General features: G+C 36.6%; 16 protein-coding genes. 12 read left to right on the top strand and 4 right to left on the bottom strand.

From position 1 onward, the window contains the following. Position 1 precedes the first annotated feature (1 nt). The 9 genes from pdxY (at position 2) to adk (ending at position 8,253) form a co-directional block, all read left to right on the top strand. A complete protein-coding gene (pdxY, locus tag GYM75_RS01250; protein ID WP_220216383.1) occupies positions 2–868 on the top strand; it encodes a pyridoxal kinase PdxY in 867 nt (288 codons plus the stop codon). Positions 869–935: 67 nt separating this feature from the next. Then, entirely contained in the window at positions 936–1,382 is a 447-nt protein-coding gene (locus GYM75_RS01255) for a RodZ family helix-turn-helix domain-containing protein (protein WP_220216384.1), read from the top strand. An 86-nt stretch (positions 1,383–1,468) separates the two neighbouring features. Further along, positions 1,469–2,578: a flavodoxin-dependent (E)-4-hydroxy-3-methylbut-2-enyl-diphosphate synthase gene (ispG, locus tag GYM75_RS01260; RefSeq protein WP_220216385.1), complete on the top strand. Its 1,110-nt coding sequence runs from the start codon at positions 1,469–1,471 to the stop codon at positions 2,576–2,578. 24 nt (positions 2,579–2,602) lie between these two features. Next, positions 2,603–3,880 (top strand): histidine--tRNA ligase, encoded by a 1,278-nt coding sequence (gene hisS, locus GYM75_RS01265; protein WP_220216386.1) that lies wholly within the window; start codon positions 2,603–2,605, stop codon positions 3,878–3,880. 24 nt (positions 3,881–3,904) lie between these two features. Further along, positions 3,905–4,630: a tetratricopeptide repeat protein gene (locus GYM75_RS01270; RefSeq protein ID WP_220216387.1), complete on the top strand. Its 726-nt coding sequence runs from the start codon at positions 3,905–3,907 to the stop codon at positions 4,628–4,630. A gap of 25 nt (positions 4,631–4,655) precedes the next feature. Continuing rightward, positions 4,656–5,837: an outer membrane protein assembly factor BamB gene (gene bamB / locus GYM75_RS01275; RefSeq protein WP_220216388.1), complete on the top strand. Its 1,182-nt coding sequence runs from the start codon at positions 4,656–4,658 to the stop codon at positions 5,835–5,837. Between the two features lie 9 nt (positions 5,838–5,846). Further along, positions 5,847–7,316 carry a ribosome biogenesis GTPase Der gene (der, locus tag GYM75_RS01280; RefSeq protein ID WP_220216389.1) on the top strand — a complete coding sequence of 490 codons (1,470 nt, stop codon included), beginning with the start codon at positions 5,847–5,849 and terminating at the stop codon, positions 7,314–7,316. Positions 7,317–7,319: 3 nt separating this feature from the next. Further along, positions 7,320–7,571, top strand: coding sequence for a zinc-ribbon domain-containing protein (locus tag GYM75_RS01285; RefSeq protein ID WP_220216390.1), 252 nt, complete (start codon positions 7,320–7,322; stop codon positions 7,569–7,571). 37 nt (positions 7,572–7,608) lie between these two features. Then, positions 7,609–8,253 (top strand): adenylate kinase, encoded by a 645-nt coding sequence (gene adk, locus GYM75_RS01290; RefSeq protein ID WP_220216391.1) that lies wholly within the window; start codon positions 7,609–7,611, stop codon positions 8,251–8,253. A 56-nt stretch (positions 8,254–8,309) separates the two neighbouring features. Here the strand turns inward: adk and GYM75_RS01295 are convergent, their stop codons facing one another. Continuing rightward, complete coding sequence (locus tag GYM75_RS01295) at positions 8,310–9,587, bottom strand: bifunctional O-acetylhomoserine aminocarboxypropyltransferase/cysteine synthase (RefSeq protein ID WP_220216392.1); 1,278 nt, start codon at positions 9,585–9,587, stop codon at positions 8,310–8,312. Positions 9,588–9,650: 63 nt separating this feature from the next. Then, a complete protein-coding gene (gene ybeD / locus GYM75_RS01300) occupies positions 9,651–9,920 on the bottom strand; it encodes a DUF493 family protein YbeD (protein WP_065558632.1) in 270 nt (89 codons plus the stop codon). Positions 9,921–10,118: 198 nt separating this feature from the next. On the opposite strand from ybeD, the gene gss reads away from it, so the two are divergent. The 3 genes from gss to GYM75_RS01315 all read left to right on the top strand — a co-directional run bounded on the left by gss (position 10,119) and on the right by GYM75_RS01315 (position 13,611). Then, positions 10,119–11,993 (top strand): bifunctional glutathionylspermidine amidase/synthase, encoded by a 1,875-nt coding sequence (gene gss / locus GYM75_RS01305; RefSeq protein ID WP_220216393.1) that lies wholly within the window; start codon positions 10,119–10,121, stop codon positions 11,991–11,993. A 440-nt stretch (positions 11,994–12,433) separates the two neighbouring features. Further along, positions 12,434–13,120, top strand: a complete 687-nt coding sequence (locus tag GYM75_RS01310; protein WP_220216394.1) for a hypothetical protein — start codon at positions 12,434–12,436, stop codon at positions 13,118–13,120. Between the two features lie 2 nt (positions 13,121–13,122). Further along, positions 13,123–13,611, top strand: coding sequence for a hypothetical protein (locus GYM75_RS01315; RefSeq protein ID WP_220216395.1), 489 nt, complete (start codon positions 13,123–13,125; stop codon positions 13,609–13,611). 190 nt (positions 13,612–13,801) lie between these two features. On the opposite strand, the gene gyrB is transcribed toward GYM75_RS01315, so the two are convergent. Continuing rightward, positions 13,802–16,213, bottom strand: a complete 2,412-nt coding sequence (gene gyrB, locus GYM75_RS01320; protein WP_220216396.1) for a DNA topoisomerase (ATP-hydrolyzing) subunit B — start codon at positions 16,211–16,213, stop codon at positions 13,802–13,804. Between the two features lie 43 nt (positions 16,214–16,256). Next, positions 16,257–17,330: a DNA replication/repair protein RecF gene (gene recF, locus GYM75_RS01325; protein WP_220216397.1), complete on the bottom strand. Its 1,074-nt coding sequence runs from the start codon at positions 17,328–17,330 to the stop codon at positions 16,257–16,259. Positions 17,331–17,371 lie beyond the last annotated feature (41 nt).

Below are 17,371 nucleotides of genomic sequence, written 5' to 3' on the forward strand. Positions count from 1 at the left end.
TATGAAAAATATACTATCTATTCAGTCACATGTTGTATTTGGTCATGCAGGTAATAGTGCTGCTGTATTCCCTATGCGTCGTGTGGGAGTAAATGTATGGCCTTTAAATACTGTGCAATTTTCAAATCATACGCAATATCGTCAATGGACAGGCACGGTAATGCCAGCATCACATTTAACTGATATCGCCGATGGCATTAATGCCATAGGTGAACTTAAACGATGTGACGCAGTATTAAGTGGTTATATGGGATCCCCTGAACAAGGTAGTGCCATAACCGAAATAGTAAAAAAAGTAAAAGCTGTAAATCCCAATGCAATTTATCTTTGTGATCCTGTTATGGGGCATCCTGAAAAAGGTTGTTTTGTTGCGCCTGGCGTATCTGAATTTTTGTGTAATACTGCATTACCGATAGCAGATATGATGGCGCCTAATATTTTGGAGCTAGAAGAGTTAAATGGAAAACAGCCAATTAATAACGTTGAAGAAGCGGTATTTGCATGTAAAGCACTTTGTAAAAAAGGGCCTAAAGCGATTTTAGTTAAACATTTAAGTCGTGCGGGGTATCGTAAAGATCGTTTTGAAATGTTACTCGTTACAGAACAAGAAGCATGGCACATTGAGCGCCCTTTAGTTGACTTTGGCGTGAGACAGCCTGTTGGTGTAGGCGATATGACGAGTGGATTGTTTTTAGCGAATATTTTGCTTGGTAAATCGCTGGTTGAGGCGTTAGAACATACCACTTCTGCGGTTTATGCTGTTATGCTTGAAACCTTGAAACTCAATGAATATGAGCTTCAATTAGTTGCCGCTCAAGATGAAATTGCAAAGCCTTCACAATGGTTTCATGCGAAAAAAATTGATTAATTTTATAAATGTGTAAAAATGGGAATAATTTAATTTAAAACTTTTACAAAATAAAAATGAGGGGACAATGGAAGACAATATTTCATTGGGTGGAATGCTTTCCAGCTTACGCAGTAATATGGGACTTACTCAAGATGATATTGCTAGTAGAATTCATGTGCGTACAGCGGTAGTCGATGAAATTGAAAACGACTTACCAGTTCATGCTCCTCTTGTTTTTATTAAAGGTTATATTAGAGCCTATGCAGAAATTGTTGGCTTGCCTGTTGAAGAATATAAAGCCCATCTTGACAAACTTTCTAAGCATTATGAGTCAGCACAAAAAGCAAACCGTATACCGAGATATAAACGAAAAAAAAGTGGCAAGAAGCTTTTATTAATTTTTTTATTAATTCTTAGTTGTGTGATAGGGGCAACCGTATACTATATCAACAAGCAAAATAAAAATAATTATGTTGAAGTAAGTCATTATATTTCTCCATCATTAGCAGATTCTGACCGTGTTAAGAGTTAGCAAATTTTATCACTCTAATACAGACATTTGATGCAAATCTTGTTAAGATCACTAGCTAGTTATTTTGTTATATCATTAGGCGTGTTATGAGTCATCAGGATTCACCGATTATCAGACGAGAATCTACCCGAATTTATGTCGGCAGTGTACCTATTGGTGGTGGTGCGCCTATTGCTGTTCAATCCATGACGAATACTCGTACGACGGATGTTGACAAAACTGTTGCTCAGATTCAAGCGCTTGAGCGTATTGGTGTCGATATTGTACGTGTGTCGATTCCAACAATGGATGCGGCAGAAGCGTTTAAATTGATTAAACAACAAGCGAAAGTTCCACTTATTGCTGATATTCACTTTGATTATCGTATTGCTTTAAAAGTGGCGGAATATGGTGTGGATTGTTTAAGAATTAATCCCGGTAATATCGGTAATGAATCAAGAATTCGAGCGGTTGTTGATTGTGCTAAAGATAAAAATATTCCAATAAGAATTGGGGTTAATTCAGGTTCTCTTGAAAAAGATATTCAAGAAAAATATGGCGAACCGACTCCACGGGCAATTGTTGAATCGGCGTTGCGTCATGTTGACATTTTGGATAGGTTTAATTTCGACCAATTCAAAGTGAGTGTGAAAGCGTCAGATGTATTTACAGCGGTGGATGCCTATCGACTCTTAGCTAAACAGATAAAACAACCCCTACATTTGGGGATCACTGAAGCTGGTGGCGTTCGCAGTGGTGCAATTAAGTCGGCAATAGGTTTAGGTTTGTTATTATCGGAAGGTATTGGCGATACATTGCGTGTCTCTTTAGCCGCTGATCCTACAGAAGAAGTTAAAGTTGGTTTTGATATATTAAAATCGCTGAGAATTCGATCTCGTGGTATTAACTTTATTGCTTGTCCGACCTGTTCAAGACAAGAGTTTGATGTCATTAATACAGTCAATACGTTAGAACAACGTTTAGAAGATATCATTACACCAATGGATGTATCGATTATTGGTTGTGTTGTTAATGGGCCAGGTGAAGCTTTAGCTTCAACAATGGGTGTTGCTGGCGGTCATAATAAAAGTGGCTTTTATGAAGATGGTGTGCGTATTGGTCGTATAGATAACGAACAGATGATCGATGAGCTGGAAGCGAAAATTCGAGCTAAAGCATCAATACTAAAAAACAGAATTGCAGCAACTGAACTATAATTTTATTAGATAGCGAATACATAAATGACAGAGAAAAAAATCCAATCTATTCGGGGAATGAATGACTTACTCCCAACAGATAGTGCGAGTTGGCAACAAATTGAAAAAATCGTTAAAGGTGTATTAAATAGCTATGGCTATAATGAGATAAGAACACCCATTGTTGAAGACACTGCGCTATTTAAAAGAGCCGTCGGTGAAGTGACGGATATTGTCGAAAAAGAGATGTATACTTTTAATGATCGTAATGATGAAAGTATCACTTTACGTCCCGAAATTACTGCGGGTTGTGTGCGTGCGGGCATTGAACATGGGCTTTTTTATAATCAAGAACAACGTCTTTGGTATTTAGGGCCTGCATTTCGTTACGAAAAACCGCAAAAAGGTCGCTATCGTCAATTTCATCAATTTGGTGTTGAAGTCTTTGGGCTTGAAGGACCTAATATTGATGCAGAATTGATTTTATTAACATCAAGATTCTGGAAAGCACTGGGTATACAGGATCACACTTCGTTAGAATTAAATTCAATTGGCTCACTTGAAGCCAGAGCGAACTATCGTCAAGCACTCGTTGATTTTCTTGAACAAAATAAAGATAAATTAGATGAAGACTGCTTACGTAGAATGTATACTAATCCATTACGTGTGCTTGATTCGAAAAATCCGGTGGTACAAGAATTACTTAATCAAGCACCAAAACTATTTGATTATTTAGATACAGAATCAAAAGAACATTTTGAAGGCCTGTGTCGTTTACTGGATAAAGCAGGAATAAAATACAATATTAATCAAAGATTAGTAAGAGGATTAGACTATTACAATCGTACAGTATTTGAATGGGTAACAAGTAGCTTAGGTGCTCAAGGTACTGTTTGCGGTGGGGGGCGCTATGATGGATTAGTGAGCCAGTTAGGTGGTCAATCAACGCCAGCTGTTGGTTTTGCTATGGGACTTGAACGATTAGTATTACTTGTTCAAGCTGTTAATCCTTCATTAAATCGAGATAGTTCGATTGATATTTATATGATTTCTTCAGGAGATGAAAACACGATTTCAGCTGCGCAATGTGTTGCTGAATTATTACGTGATGGTTTACCTGATAAACGAATTGTGACTAATTATGGAACGACTAATTTTAAGAAACAATTTGCCAAAGCAGATAAATTAGGTGCTAAAATAGCAGTTATTATTGGTGAAAATGAGTTAGCAAACCAAACGGTAACTATCAAAAACTTACAAACAGGTGAACAAACTGAAATTGCGCAAAGCGATATTGTTCAAACTTGTTTGGCAATGATATAAATCTAAAGGAAATAGGAGATAAGCGTGAGTTATCAATCGTCAAGTGAAGAACAAATGTGGGCTTTAAAAGAGTTTCTTGCGAAAACGTGGAAAATTGTTGTTGCCATAATTGTCATTGGATTATTAGCTTATTATGGTTGGAGTTACTATCAATCAAATCAAGTTAAAAAATCGGATGAAACATCAACTCGTTATAGTCAACTATTAACTCAATTGGATGAAAGTAAATCAGATTCAGTCAAAGAATTAGTCGATTTTGCTAAACAAAATAATAATATTTATGGTGTTTTTGCTGATTTACAATCCGCTAAGTTTTATGTAGAAGTGTTAAAGGATTATGCAGGCGCACAATCTCTATTAACTGATGCATTGACTAAAACAAAATCTGAGCCTTTACAATCTATTATTCATATTCGGATTGCACGTTTACAGTATCAGCAAGGTCAATATAAAGAAAGTTTTGAATCCTTAGATAAAGTCACAGGAAATGCTTGGATTCCGTATGTTAATGATGTTCGAGGAGATGTATATGTCAAACTTGAACGTTATGCTGAAGCTGTTGATGCTTATAATGTTGCTTTAAGTTCACCTTCAATGGTAGGATCGAAAGAAAATATTAAAATGAAGTTAAATCAAGCTGAATATTTAAAAGCTAAGCAAAGTACTGAAACAGAAAAAAAATCTGCTGATCATGAGGCAGAACAAGGAACCCAGCTAAAAAAAGCTGAGGCGGAAGAAAATAAAAATTAATTAATCCTGCAGAAGGGTCTACACAATGAAGTTATCTAAATGTCTTTTTACTAGTGTTTTCATGTTTTCTCTTGCTGGGTGTTCTTTATTTGGTGGTGAAGAAGATGTCATACAGGTTTCACCATCACCTACTGTAAAGAATAAATTTCCGGTTAAACAAATATGGCGCAATAGTACTTCAGGCAATACTCGTATTTATTCGTTATTAGGTCCTATCAATTATGATAATGCTATTTATGCAGCGGGTCGTAGTGGAGAAGTAAAAGCCATTGATTTATCAACTGGTACCACGCTATGGGATGTGGATTTATCTGAAAGTTCGCTCTTTAATAACAAAAGTGCTATTTTTTCAGGCAGTATAAACGCAGATGATAGATATGTTTATGTTGGAAGTGAGCGGGCTATTGTTTACGCTTTAGAACGTGATAATGGAGAGTTAAAATGGGAAAAAGTAGTAAAAGGAGAAGTACTCGCTCGTCCTGTATCAACTGAAGACAAGTTAGTTGTTCATACTGGCAATGGCATTTTGCAAGGGTTTAATCGAGATACTGGTGATGAAATTTGGGAAGTGGCACTTGAAGTTCCCGCTTTATCGTTAAGGGGGAATTCAACACCTGTTATTGCGCATGGTGCTGCTATCTTTGGTGATGATACTGGATTAGTAAATGCTTATTTTGTCAACGATGGTCAATTAATTTGGCAACAACGTATCTCACAACCTACAGGATCTACAGAAATAGACAAATTAAATGATGTTGATTCAACGCCTATTGTTGAAGGAAACGTAGTTTATTCTGTAGGTTACAATGGTTATGTTGTCGCACTGGATTTGAGTGATGGTCAAATAATTTGGCGCAGAAAATTAGGTTCAAGTCATAGTTTAGCGGTTGATGAAAGCCGAATATTTGTTGTTGATCAAGACGATAATGTCCAAGCTTTATCTAAAAATGAGGGTGGAGTGCTTTGGACGCAATCGAGCTTATCTCATCGTCAATTGACCGACCCTGTTATTTATGAAAATTATGTTGTATTTGGTGATTTTGAAGGTTACTTGTATTGGCTAAATGCTGAAACGGGTGAGCTTGTAAGTAAAATAAATGTTAGTAGTAGTGGAATGATATCAAGACCATTAGTTGTGGACGAAAAATTAATCGTTCAGGCTAAAAATGGGGATATTTACGCTTTCACAATAAACGAGAGTAATTAGAGAATAAACATGGTACCTGTTGTAGCACTAGTTGGTCGTCCAAATGTTGGAAAATCAACTTTATTTAATCGGTTAACAAGAACACGTGATGCGTTAGTCGCAGATTTTCCTGGATTAACCCGTGATCGTAAGTATGGACGAGCTGAAATCAAGGGCCATGAATATATTGTAATTGATACGGGTGGAATTGATGGCACTGAAGAAGGGGTTGAAAGCTTTATGGCTGACCAATCCTTACAAGCTATCGAAGAAGCCGATATTGTTCTGTTTTTAGTCGATGCAAGAGCGGGTGCTATGCCGGCAGATCATGCGATAGCTAAACACTTGCGTTCTCGTCAAAAGGCTACTTTTTTAGTTGCCAATAAGATTGATGGTATTGATGCTGATAGTGCTATCTCAGATTTTTACTCATTAGGTTTAGGCGATATCCACCCCATAGCGGCAAGTCATGGACGTGGTGTAAGTTCTTTGATTGAAACGGCGTTGGAACCTATTTTCCAATTTAAAGATCACGATGAAGATGACTTTAATGAAGACCAATTGCCACCAGATTTATCAGAATCTTATGACGATGTTGACGAGGATGATGTTGAATCACTGATTAATCAACCGATTAAAGTGGCTATTGTCGGGCGTCCGAATGTAGGTAAGTCAACACTAACCAACCGAATTTTAGGTGAAGAACGGGTTGTGGTCTATGATATGCCAGGTACAACTCGAGATAGTATCTATATCCCAATGACTCGTGACGAACGAGAATATGTTTTAATTGATACAGCAGGGGTGCGTAAACGTGGTAAGGTAACGCAAACCGTCGAAAAGTTTTCAGTGATTAAAACATTACAAGCGATTGAAGATGCAAATGTTGTCATATTGGTGATTGATGCCAGAGAAGGTATCTCAGATCAGGATTTATCATTACTCGGCTTTATCATCAATAGTGGGCGTTCACTTGTTATTGCCGTCAATAAGTGGGATGGGTTATCACAAGACATCAAAGAGCAAGTTAAAGCAACACTAGATGACCGTCTTGATTTTATTGATTTTGCTCGTTTGCATTTTATTTCGGCTTTACATGGTAGTGGTGTGGGTAATTTATTTGATTCAATCCAAGAAGCTTATGAATGTGCAACCCGTCGGGTAAATACTGCATTATTAACCAAAATTATGCAAATGGCACAAGACGATCACCAACCACCTCTCGTTCGTGGACGTCGAGTAAAACTCAAATATGCCCATGCCGGAGGCTACAATCCACCTATTGTGGTTGTTCACGGAAATCAAGTTGAAGATCTTCCCGATTCTTATAAACGATATTTAATGAACTATTTTAGACGCTCATTAAAAATTATGGGAACGCCGATTCGAATCCAATTTAAAGAAGGGGCGAATCCTTTTGAAGGTCGAAAAAATAGTTTAACGGCATCACAACAACGTAAACGACGTCGATTGATGAAACACGTTAGAGGTCGTAAATAGTTTATGTCAAAAAAAAATATAGCAGGGCAAAGTCAAGAAGGCTTGTGCCCTAAATGTCATCATAAAATGGATGTTATGTCTGCCCAGCATTACGTTTGTGCTCACTGTAAACAACATTTTATCGAACACTATATTTGCCCTACTTGTCATCAACCTGCTCAAATGATCAAAGGCTGTGGTGCCATAAATTATATTTGTCCAACTGATGGATTAATCTCCAGCAGTAAAGTGATATTTCAATATTTACCAGAATAGAAAATCTATCTATATAAAAACCATAAGAGGTTATTTCATGCGTATTATTTTATTAGGTGCACCAGGTGCGGGAAAAGGAACTCAAGCACAATTCATTATGAAAAAATATGGTATTCCTCAAATTTCAACCGGCGATATGTTACGTGCAGCAGTGAAAGCAGGTACGCCACTTGGTCAACAGGCTAAAGAATTAATGGATGCCGGTAAACTTGTTACTGATGAACTCGTGATTGCATTAGTGAAAGAACGTATTGCACAAGATGATTGTGCAAATGGGTTTTTATTAGATGGATTCCCTCGAACTGTACCCCAAGCTGATGCTATGAAATCAGCAGGTATTAATGTTGACTATATACTTGAATTTGATGTGCCTGATTCTGTTATTATTGATCGAATGAGTGGACGCCGAATTCATGCGCCATCAGGTCGAGTTTATCATGTCCGTCATAATCCACCTAAAGTAGAAAATGTTGACGATATTACGGGTGAACCTTTAACAACTCGCAAAGATGATCATGAAGAGATTGTCCGTAAACGCCTTGTTGAATATCATCAATTAACTAAACCTTTAATTGATTACTATCAACATGAAGCGAAAGAAGGTCGTGCAAAATACTACCGCATTGATGGTACCCAATCTGTATCTGATGTGACAAACGAACTTGTTAAAATCTTAGATTAATTAATCGATTGCTAAAAAGCCAGTTATACATTTGTTATCTGGCTTTTTGAATTTGATTATAGTGTCGCTTTTAATGCCTGTGCTAAATCAGAAATAATATCATCAATATGTTCTATCCCAATAGACAAACGAATCATTTCTTGACTTACTCCTGCCTTTTTCAGTTCTTCATTATTAAGTTGTCTATGCGTAGTTGATGCAGGGTGACAAGCTAATGAGCGTGTATCGCCTATATTGACCAGACGAATAATTAATTTTAGTGCATCAATAAATTTAGCGCCTGCAGGTTTTCCACCTTTAATACCAAACGATAAAATGCCAGCAGGTAAATGATTATCCATCTGTTTTACCGCTAAATCATGTTCAGGATGATTGCTAAGACCAGCATAGTTAACCCATTCAACTTGTGGGTGTGAGACTAGATATTTTGCAACGTTGAGTGCATTTTCACAGTGGCGTTCCATGCGCAAAGAAAGGGTTTCAAGCCCTTGTAGTATCAAAAAAGTATTAAATGGCGATAGTGCAGCGCCCATATTGCGTAAAGGGATTACTCGACAACGTGCAATGTAAGCCGCATTACCAAAGGAATCCGTATAAGAGACACCATGATAAGATGGATCTGGTTGAATAAGCATTGGATATCTATCCGCATATTTTTTCCATGGAAACCTTCCTGAATCAACGATGATTCCTCCAAGACTATTACCATGCCCACCAATATATTTAGTTAATGAATGCACGACAATATCGGCACCAAATTCAAATGGTCGGCAAAGTGCAGGACTGGCAACGGTATTGTCGACAATTAACGGAATACCATGTCGATGTGCGATGTCGGCAAGTTGGCTTAAATCAACAATATTACCTGCAGGATTGCCAATACTTTCGCAATATATGGCCTTGGTTTTGTCATCAATTTGCTGTTCTATAGCCACTAAATCGTTATGAGGAGCAAACTTGGTTGTAATACCAAAATTAGGTAAGGTATGGGCAAATAAATTATAAGTTCCGCCATATAATTGCGAAACAGAAACAATATTTTCGCCAGAAAAGGTAATTGCTTGAATAGCATAAGTGATAGCCGCCATGCCCGATGCAACAGCTAAAGCACCAATACCACCTTCAAGCGCAGCGACTCGAGCTTCGAGTACGGCGTTAGTTGGGTTGGTAATACGGGTATAAATATTGCCAGCGACTTTTAAATCAAATAAATCTGCGCCATGCTGTGTATCATCAAAAGCATAAGAGGTTGTTTGATAAATGGGAACAGCAACAGCATGAGTAGTGGGTTCAGGGGTATAACCTGTGTGAAGTGCAATGGTTTCTGGTTTCATGATTGAGCCTCGTCGGAATAACAAGGCTCTATTTTGTACAAAAATTGATGAAAAAGTAAAGTGTTATAAAACCATTCTTACAATATCTATTTCACCTAATTCTTTATATAAATTTTCAATCTGATCAATGTGTGTTGCATTGATAGTAATCGACACAGAATGATAATTCCCTTTACTGCTAGGTTTGATTGACGGACTGTAATCACCCGGTGCGTGACGTTGGATAACGGACACGACTTTATCAACCAGTTCTGGTTTAGCTTCTCCCATGACTTTATAAGTAAAAGAACAAGGAAAATCTAATAATTCTTTTAAATTTGTTTTCTGTTGCATAATTTTATGTTTCTCACGTAATCGGTATGTTTGGGGTATTACTACCAGGAATAACAGTCATATATAGGCGCTTTGATGTTCTTCAAGTGATCAAGCATAAACTTCGCTTCTTAAAGTATTCAAATTGATCTATGATAGATTAATTTTATCACAGCTTAGTTAGCATTATCCTATAAATTATAAAAAAGGTTGAAAAATATGTTAGCACACTCCGATGATAGAGAACCTTTTGGTACATTGTTAGGTTATGCCCCAGGTGGCGTTGCCATTTACTCTTCTGATTATGAAACATTAGACCCAACTCAATACCCTGATGATGCTTCTTTTCGAAGTTATTCCGGGCATGAATATATGGGATATAAATGGCAATGCGTTGAATTTGCAAGGCGTTTTTTATTTCTTAATTATGGTATTGTGTTTACTGATGTCGGCATGGCTCATGAAATTTTTTCACTTCGTGTCTTAAGACAAGTTATCAATGAAGCGATATTGCCTTTACAAGCTTTTGCTAATGGTGGTAAGAAAAAACCCGAAGCTGGCGCATTACTTATTTGGGATGATGGTGGTGTTTTCGATAGAACGGGCCATGTTGCTATTATTACCGAAGTCTTTGCAGATAAAGTTCGGATAGCTGAACAAAATGTTATTCATACCCGATTACCAATTGGTCAACATTGGACTCGTGAATTAAGGATGACGGTTACCGACAATGGTTATTTGTTACATGATACGTTTGACGATACCACCATATTAGGTTGGATGATTCAAACCGAAAATACACAATATAGTCTACCACAACCAACCGTACCGGCACCTTTACTGGCTATTCATAGTCAACATATTGAAAATCAAGGTCAATTTGATATTAACTGGCTTAATGAGCAAGATAGTTTAGAAAATGCTTATATCCAAGCGGTAGGGCATGCAATTAGTCATGATGATCACTACCGATATTTCACTATTTCTGAAAGTGCCGAGCAAGAACTTATTCGAGCGACCAATGAGTTACATCTTATGTATTTACATGCAACCGATAGAGTACTAAAAGATGATAACTTGCTGATGAATTTTAATATCCCCGAAATTTTATGGCCTCGCTTACGTCTGTCTTGGCAACAGCGACGTTATCAAATGATAACTGGTCGGCTAGATTTTTGTATGGATGAACGAGGCTTTAAAGTTTATGAATATAATGCTGATTCGGCATCGTGTCATACTGAAGCTGGACAGATACTACAAAATTGGGCGATACAAGCTGGGCTGAATGTTGGTGTAAACCCTAGTGCTGGGTTGCTTAACGCATTAGCGAGTTGTTGGAAGCATAGCGATGCACAAGCTTTTATCCATATTATGCAAGATAATGATAATGAGGAAAATTATCATGCTTTATTTATGCAAAAAGCCCTAACACAAGCAGGATTTAAGAGCAAAATTTTACGAGGTTTGAGCAGCTTAAAATGGGATAAACGCGGTCGATTAGTTGATGATGAAGATCGTCAAGTAACCTGTGTGTGGAAAACATGGGCATGGGAAACCGTATTAGAACAACTTCGTCAAGAAAGTGAAGCGCAAATAGCCGGATTACCCATACGGACTTGGCATCCAGAAAATGCGGTAAGGTTAATAGACGTTCTTTTACGTCCCGAGGTCACTGTATTTGAACCTTTATGGACAGTTATTCCAAGCAATAAAGCGATTTTACCGGTGCTGTGGTCTCTATTTCCTAATCATCGTTATTTATTAGAGTCTACATTCGAACTTAATACAAGTTTAGAGAAAAAGGGGTATGCCGTTAAGCCGATTGCAGGGCGTCGGGGGAGTGATATTCAATTAGTCAGCAGCAAAGAAACCATTTTGGGTAAAACTGTCGGTAAATTTGCTAAACAAGAAAACATCTATCAAGAATTGTGGTGTTTACCGAAAGTCGACGATCGTTATTTGCAAATCTGTACTTTCACTGTCGGCGGACATTATGGGGGAACGTGTTTACGTTCTGATCCATCCTTAGTCATTCGGGGAGATAGTGATATGCAACCATTACGAGTATTGACTGATGATATGTTTTTAAAATGACGATTAGGTTAGGATTATCTTGCAGTATGTTAAAAATCGATTAAAAAAAATCTTAACTTATCCTATAGATACCAATTACAACAGATGTATTTTTCTGTTAGAATTAGTTACATTACTAATTTGTAATGTTTAGATGCTGAAGGTCAGGCGTTGGGATAAGCTATGAAAAGGATCTGATTTGATCCGTATGTTAATCAAGAGTTATTGTAATTATTTAAAACTGGTGAGTATCTATAAATATACAATCGTAATTGAAATACTATAATAGTTATAAATCTAGATTTTATAATTTAATGGTAATATCTAGATAATAGCAAAAGGTATTTTTCAAAAAAATATATATTAAAAATTAATAAAAGTATTTTAATTGATATAAAGAATAAAAAATTTAAAATCAACAAGATAGTGTTAACTTGTAATGAAATAAGAGGAATGAAATTATGAATAAAATGATAGTGATACTTACACTAAGTATGTCCCTTGTTTTAGCCGGATGCCAATCAACTAACGGAAACACCAAAGATGTTGATCCTGCATTAACTAAAGGAAATGCGGGTAATTTCTTCAGCAAATCAGCATGGCAATCTTGTGCTGTTGGTGCAGGTATAACTGGTGTGGGTTGTTTATTATTAAAAGGTAATGCTGCTACTTGTATAGCATCTGCTGCTGTAGGTTGTGGCGTTATGATGGGGGCTAATCATTATCTTGAAGCTAAGCGTTCAGAGTACATAGATAAAGAACAACGCCTTGATGCTTATATTTATGATATTCAACAAAATACCTTAGAAATTCAGGCGGTGACTGAAGCAGCTAAAGGTGTATTAAATAAAAATCTTGCAACACTTAATGCGCTTAATCGACAAATACAAAATGAATCTATTAGTCGAAATCAAGCTAAAAACGAATTAAATAAAATTGATGCGAATATTGCTTATTTAAATGAAAAATTAGGAAGAATGAAAAAAGTTGAAAGCGACTGGGTTTCTCTTTCTTCAAAAGAAAAAATAGCAGGACTTAATGTAGCAAAACTTAATAAGCAAATAAATCAATTGCATAAACAAATTTCATCACTTGAAAAACAAATAAATATCGTAAGTAAGCAACGTTCAGTAGTACAGGTAAGTTAATAATGAAAAAACGATGTCTAGTTTTACTCAGCCCAATTCTTTTTGTGTTGGGTTGTTCAACAACACCAGATAAGTGTGATCCGAAGAAAAAGGATGCCACTATATTTGAAAAAATTGGTTGCAATTATTCAGGAAGTTATAACGCTCGCATCGAAGAAAAACAAAAAATTTTAGATAATGAAAAAAAAGTTAATCAGAAATTTAGAGATATTTATGCGAACATTGAAAAGCAGAAAAATAATTCATCCTATACTATTATGCAAAAGCAAGAGCAATTGGAACAACTTAAAATTGATCTAATTAGTTTAACTAATGAAATCAAAATAAAAGCAAAACAGACAGGTCGAACAGATTTACAGGAAAAAGTTCTGGATATAGAACAGCAACAAGAGAAAGTCAGTAATTCCACTTCATCTGAAACTGAGAAAACGGAAGAATTAGATAAATTAAATAAAAAACTTCAACAACTACAAAAATCTTTGAATATTTAGTTTTCTTAGAATGAAGTGTTGTTGGGATAGAATCAGGCTTTGAATATTGAGAATCTAACTTTATTGGAGCAATTTCTTTCTTAATTTTATATAAAAAACCAGACGGGAAGTCTGGTTTTTTTTAATTATTGAATTCTATTTTAGATACTTCATGAATTATTTCATTCAATACCTAATCCAATAAAATTAGTTAGAAATCCAAGTTAGCAGCTTTAAGAGCATTTTCTTCGATAAATAATCGACGTGGTTCAACTTCATCCCCCATTAGTGTGGTAAATAGTTGATCCGCTTCTATAGCATCTTTAATTGTCACTTGTAACATACGACGACTGGTTGGATCCATTGTGGTTTCCCATAATTGTTCTGGATTCATTTCACCCAACCCTTTATAACGTTGGATAGTCAGACCACGGCGTGATTCTTTAATTAACCAATCAACGGCTTCTTCAAAAGAACTAACCGGTTGTTTTCGTTCTCCTCTTTGGATATAAGCACTCTCTTCTAAGAGTTCTCTTAACTGTTTACCCAAATGACAAATGTTACGATACTCATTACTGTGAATAAATACCTGATCTAATGCATAGTTATTATCTACTCCATGCGTTCTCACTTTGATGACAGGTACATAAAGTTGTGTTTTTTCATTATATTCAGCTGAATAACGGTAACTACTACCATGTTGTTCTTTATTCGATAAATTGTCGACAATGGTTTTTGCCCAATTTTCGACTAATTGCTTATCTTTAAGTATATTTTCATCTAATACATCATGGTAAACCAGCTCAGACAGTAATGCTTTAGGATAACGGCGTTCCATTTTTGCGATGAGCTTTTCAACTTTTTGATACTCAGCAATCAATCTTTCTAAGGCTTCGCCAGCCAGTGCCGGCGCATGATCGTTAACATGCAATGAAGCATCTTCAAGCGCCAATGCTATTTGGAATTGCGTCATCGCTTCATCATCTTTGATGTATTGTTCTTGTTTCCCTTTTTTCACTTTATAGAGTGGTGGTTGCGCAATATAAACATAACCACGTTCGATAATTTCGGGCATTTGACGATAGAAAAAGGTTAATAGTAATGTTCGAATATGTGAACCGTCGACGTCGGCATCGGTCATGATAATAATGCTGTGATATCGCATTTTATCTGGGTTATATTCATCACGACCAATTCCACAACCCAATGCTGTAATCAGTGTAGCAACTTCTTGTGAAGAAAGCATTTTATCAAAGCGAGCTTTCTCTACATTCAAGATTTTACCTTTGAGCGGTAAAATGGCTTGGTTTTTGCGGTTTCGTCCCTGTTTTGCAGAACCGCCCGCAGAGTCCCCTTCCACTAAGTAAAGTTCAGATAGGGCAGGGTCTTTTTCTTGGCAATCAGCCAGTTTACCCGGCAAGCCTCCTAAATCTAATGCACCTTTACGCCGTGTCATCTCTCGAGCTTTACGAGCGGCTTCACGTGCTCTTGCTGCATCAATAATTTTACCTACCACGATTTTTGCATCAGATGGGTTTTCAAGCAGATATTCCGCTAATTTTTCACCCATTACCGATTCAACAGCCGATTTAACTTCTGACGAAACTAGCTTATCTTTAGTTTGAGATGAGAATTTTGGATCCGGTACTTTGACCGATACAACCGCGATGAGTCCTTCACGAGCATCATCACCGGTCGCACTAATTTTCGCTTTTTTGCTGTATCCTTCCGCTTCCATATAATTGTTTAGGGTGCGGGTCATTGCTCCACGAAAACCGGCTAAATGGGTACCGCCGTCTCGTTGAGGAATATTATTGGTGAAACAATAAATATTTTCTTGGTAACCGTCATTCCACTGTAAAGCGATTTCAACACCTATACCGTCTTTTTCCGTACTGAAGTAAAAGATTTTTGGATGAATCGGGTTTTTATTTTTATTCAAGTATTCAACAAAAGCTTGTATCCCACCTTCGTAGTGGTAATGTTCGCTTTTACCGGTACGTTCATCAAGCAATCTGATTGAAACACCTGAATTTAAGAATGATAGCTCACGTAAGCGTTTAGCTAAAACTTCATAAACAAATTCAATATTAGTAAAAGTTTCTGGGCTTGGCCAAAAACGCACATAAGTACCCGATTCACTAGTCTCGCCAATGATTTTTAACGGCTCTTGAGGGACACCTAAATGGTAAACTTGTTGGTGAATTTTTCCTTCACGATAAATGACCAATTCTAATTTATCAGATAGGGCATTAACGACGGAAACCCCCACACCATGTAAACCACCAGATACTTTATATGAATTATCATCAAATTTTCCGCCAGCATGTAATACCGTCATAATGACTTCAGCTGCTGAAACTCCTTCTTCTTCATGGATACCGGTTGGAATACCACGACCATCATCTCGTACTGAGACTGAATTATCAGGATGAATGGTCACTTCAATGTGATGACAATAGCCAGCTAATGCTTCGTCAATGGCATTATCAACAACTTCAAAAACCATATGGTGAAGTCCTGTCCCATCATCAGTGTCACCAATATACATACCTGGACGTTTTCGGACAGCATCAAGTCCTTTAAGTACTTTAATGCTAGAAGAATCATAAGAATTTGACATGGATCTCTCGACTTGTTTGATTTATTTATATCATTCTGTATATTTAGGAAATTATACCAGATTTTATGTGAAAAATCTTATCATTTTCGTCAATCATATGGGTTACTTGGTCTTGGCTAACCGCTGTGATAAACACTTGTGAATTCGCCATTTTTAACCGTTTAGCTAATAACGCTCGTTTATGATGATCTAATTCTGACGCAAAATCATCAATTAAATAGACACAAGGTTGTGCACTTTGTTTTGAATAATATTCACCTTGCGCAAGACGTAGTGCACACATCAATAATTTTAATTGTCCCCGTGATAAGAAATCTTCAACAGGTATATTGTCGATACGCAAACGGATATCTGCTTTATGTGGGCCTAATGAAGTATAGTTGAGTAATCTATCTCGTTCATACTGTTTGTGTAATATGTCGCTATAATTAATGTTTTGTTCCCACCCTTGATAATATTGACAATTAAGCAGATATTCAGGCAAAAAGTCATGGCAGGTTTGTATGATTTCGGGAAAAATATGCTGTGAATACTCCGAGCGAATTTGACTTATTTTTTCAGCAATGGGAGCCAGCTCTTTATCCCAAGGTAACAGTTGATTATAACTCGTGGATTGTTTTAATAAGGCATTACGTTGCTTAAATAATCGCTTTAAATTGTTCCATAAATGGATAAATTCAGGATAATGATGAAAACACCCCCAATCAATAAAAGCTCGTCGATATTTAGGCCCACCAATAAGTAAATCAAATCCTTCTGGTGTAATTAATTGAATGGGTAAGAGTTTAGCAAGATCGGTTAATCGAAATCCCTCATCACCATCAATTTTAATTCTATTATCATTATTACGTGCTTTGACTAATCCAATGGTTCGGGTTTGTTGATTAGATGATTCAATTTGGCTAAATAACGTTAATTCAGATTGTTCATGCTGAATAATACGATTGGACTGTATATGTCTAAATGCTCTTCCATGACCTAGCATGTAGATAGCTTCAAGTAAGCTAGTTTTACCACTACCATTATCGCCAACAATAAAGTTGAAATGGGGGGATAAACACAGCTCGGTATAAGATATATTACGAAAATGATGGATTTTGATCTGTGAAAGAATCATATAAGCTAAGTTATTCCGGCCTAAGCCGGAAAGGTTAAATT

The organism is Gilliamella sp. ESL0441, from assembly GCF_019469185.1.
Taxonomy (GTDB): Bacteria; Pseudomonadota; Gammaproteobacteria; order Enterobacterales; family Orbaceae; genus Gilliamella.

Bases quoted from the DNA above. Each gene is read 5' to 3' on its own strand.
- pdxY (WP_220216383.1), top strand. From the start codon at position 2: ATGAAAAATATACTATCTATTCAGTCACATGTTGTATTTGGTCATGCA.
- GYM75_RS01255 (WP_220216384.1), top strand. From the start codon at position 936: ATGGAAGACAATATTTCATTGGGTGGAATGCTTTCCAGCTTACGCAGT.
- ispG (WP_220216385.1), top strand. From the start codon at position 1,469: ATGAGTCATCAGGATTCACCGATTATCAGACGAGAATCTACCCGAATT.
- hisS (WP_220216386.1), top strand. From the start codon at position 2,603: ATGACAGAGAAAAAAATCCAATCTATTCGGGGAATGAATGACTTACTC.
- bamB (WP_220216388.1), top strand. From the start codon at position 4,656: ATGAAGTTATCTAAATGTCTTTTTACTAGTGTTTTCATGTTTTCTCTT.
- der (WP_220216389.1), top strand. From the start codon at position 5,847: ATGGTACCTGTTGTAGCACTAGTTGGTCGTCCAAATGTTGGAAAATCA.
- GYM75_RS01285 (WP_220216390.1), top strand. From the start codon at position 7,320: ATGTCAAAAAAAAATATAGCAGGGCAAAGTCAAGAAGGCTTGTGCCCT.
- adk (WP_220216391.1), top strand. From the start codon at position 7,609: ATGCGTATTATTTTATTAGGTGCACCAGGTGCGGGAAAAGGAACTCAA.
- GYM75_RS01295 (WP_220216392.1), bottom strand. From the start codon at position 9,587: ATGAAACCAGAAACCATTGCACTTCACACAGGTTATACCCCTGAACCC.
- ybeD (WP_065558632.1), bottom strand. From the start codon at position 9,920: ATGCAACAGAAAACAAATTTAAAAGAATTATTAGATTTTCCTTGTTCT.
- gss (WP_220216393.1), top strand. From the start codon at position 10,119: ATGTTAGCACACTCCGATGATAGAGAACCTTTTGGTACATTGTTAGGT.
- GYM75_RS01310 (WP_220216394.1), top strand. From the start codon at position 12,434: ATGAATAAAATGATAGTGATACTTACACTAAGTATGTCCCTTGTTTTA.
- GYM75_RS01315 (WP_220216395.1), top strand. From the start codon at position 13,123: ATGAAAAAACGATGTCTAGTTTTACTCAGCCCAATTCTTTTTGTGTTG.
- gyrB (WP_220216396.1), bottom strand. From the start codon at position 16,213: ATGTCAAATTCTTATGATTCTTCTAGCATTAAAGTACTTAAAGGACTT.
- recF (WP_220216397.1), bottom strand. From the start codon at position 17,330: ATGATTCTTTCACAGATCAAAATCCATCATTTTCGTAATATATCTTAT.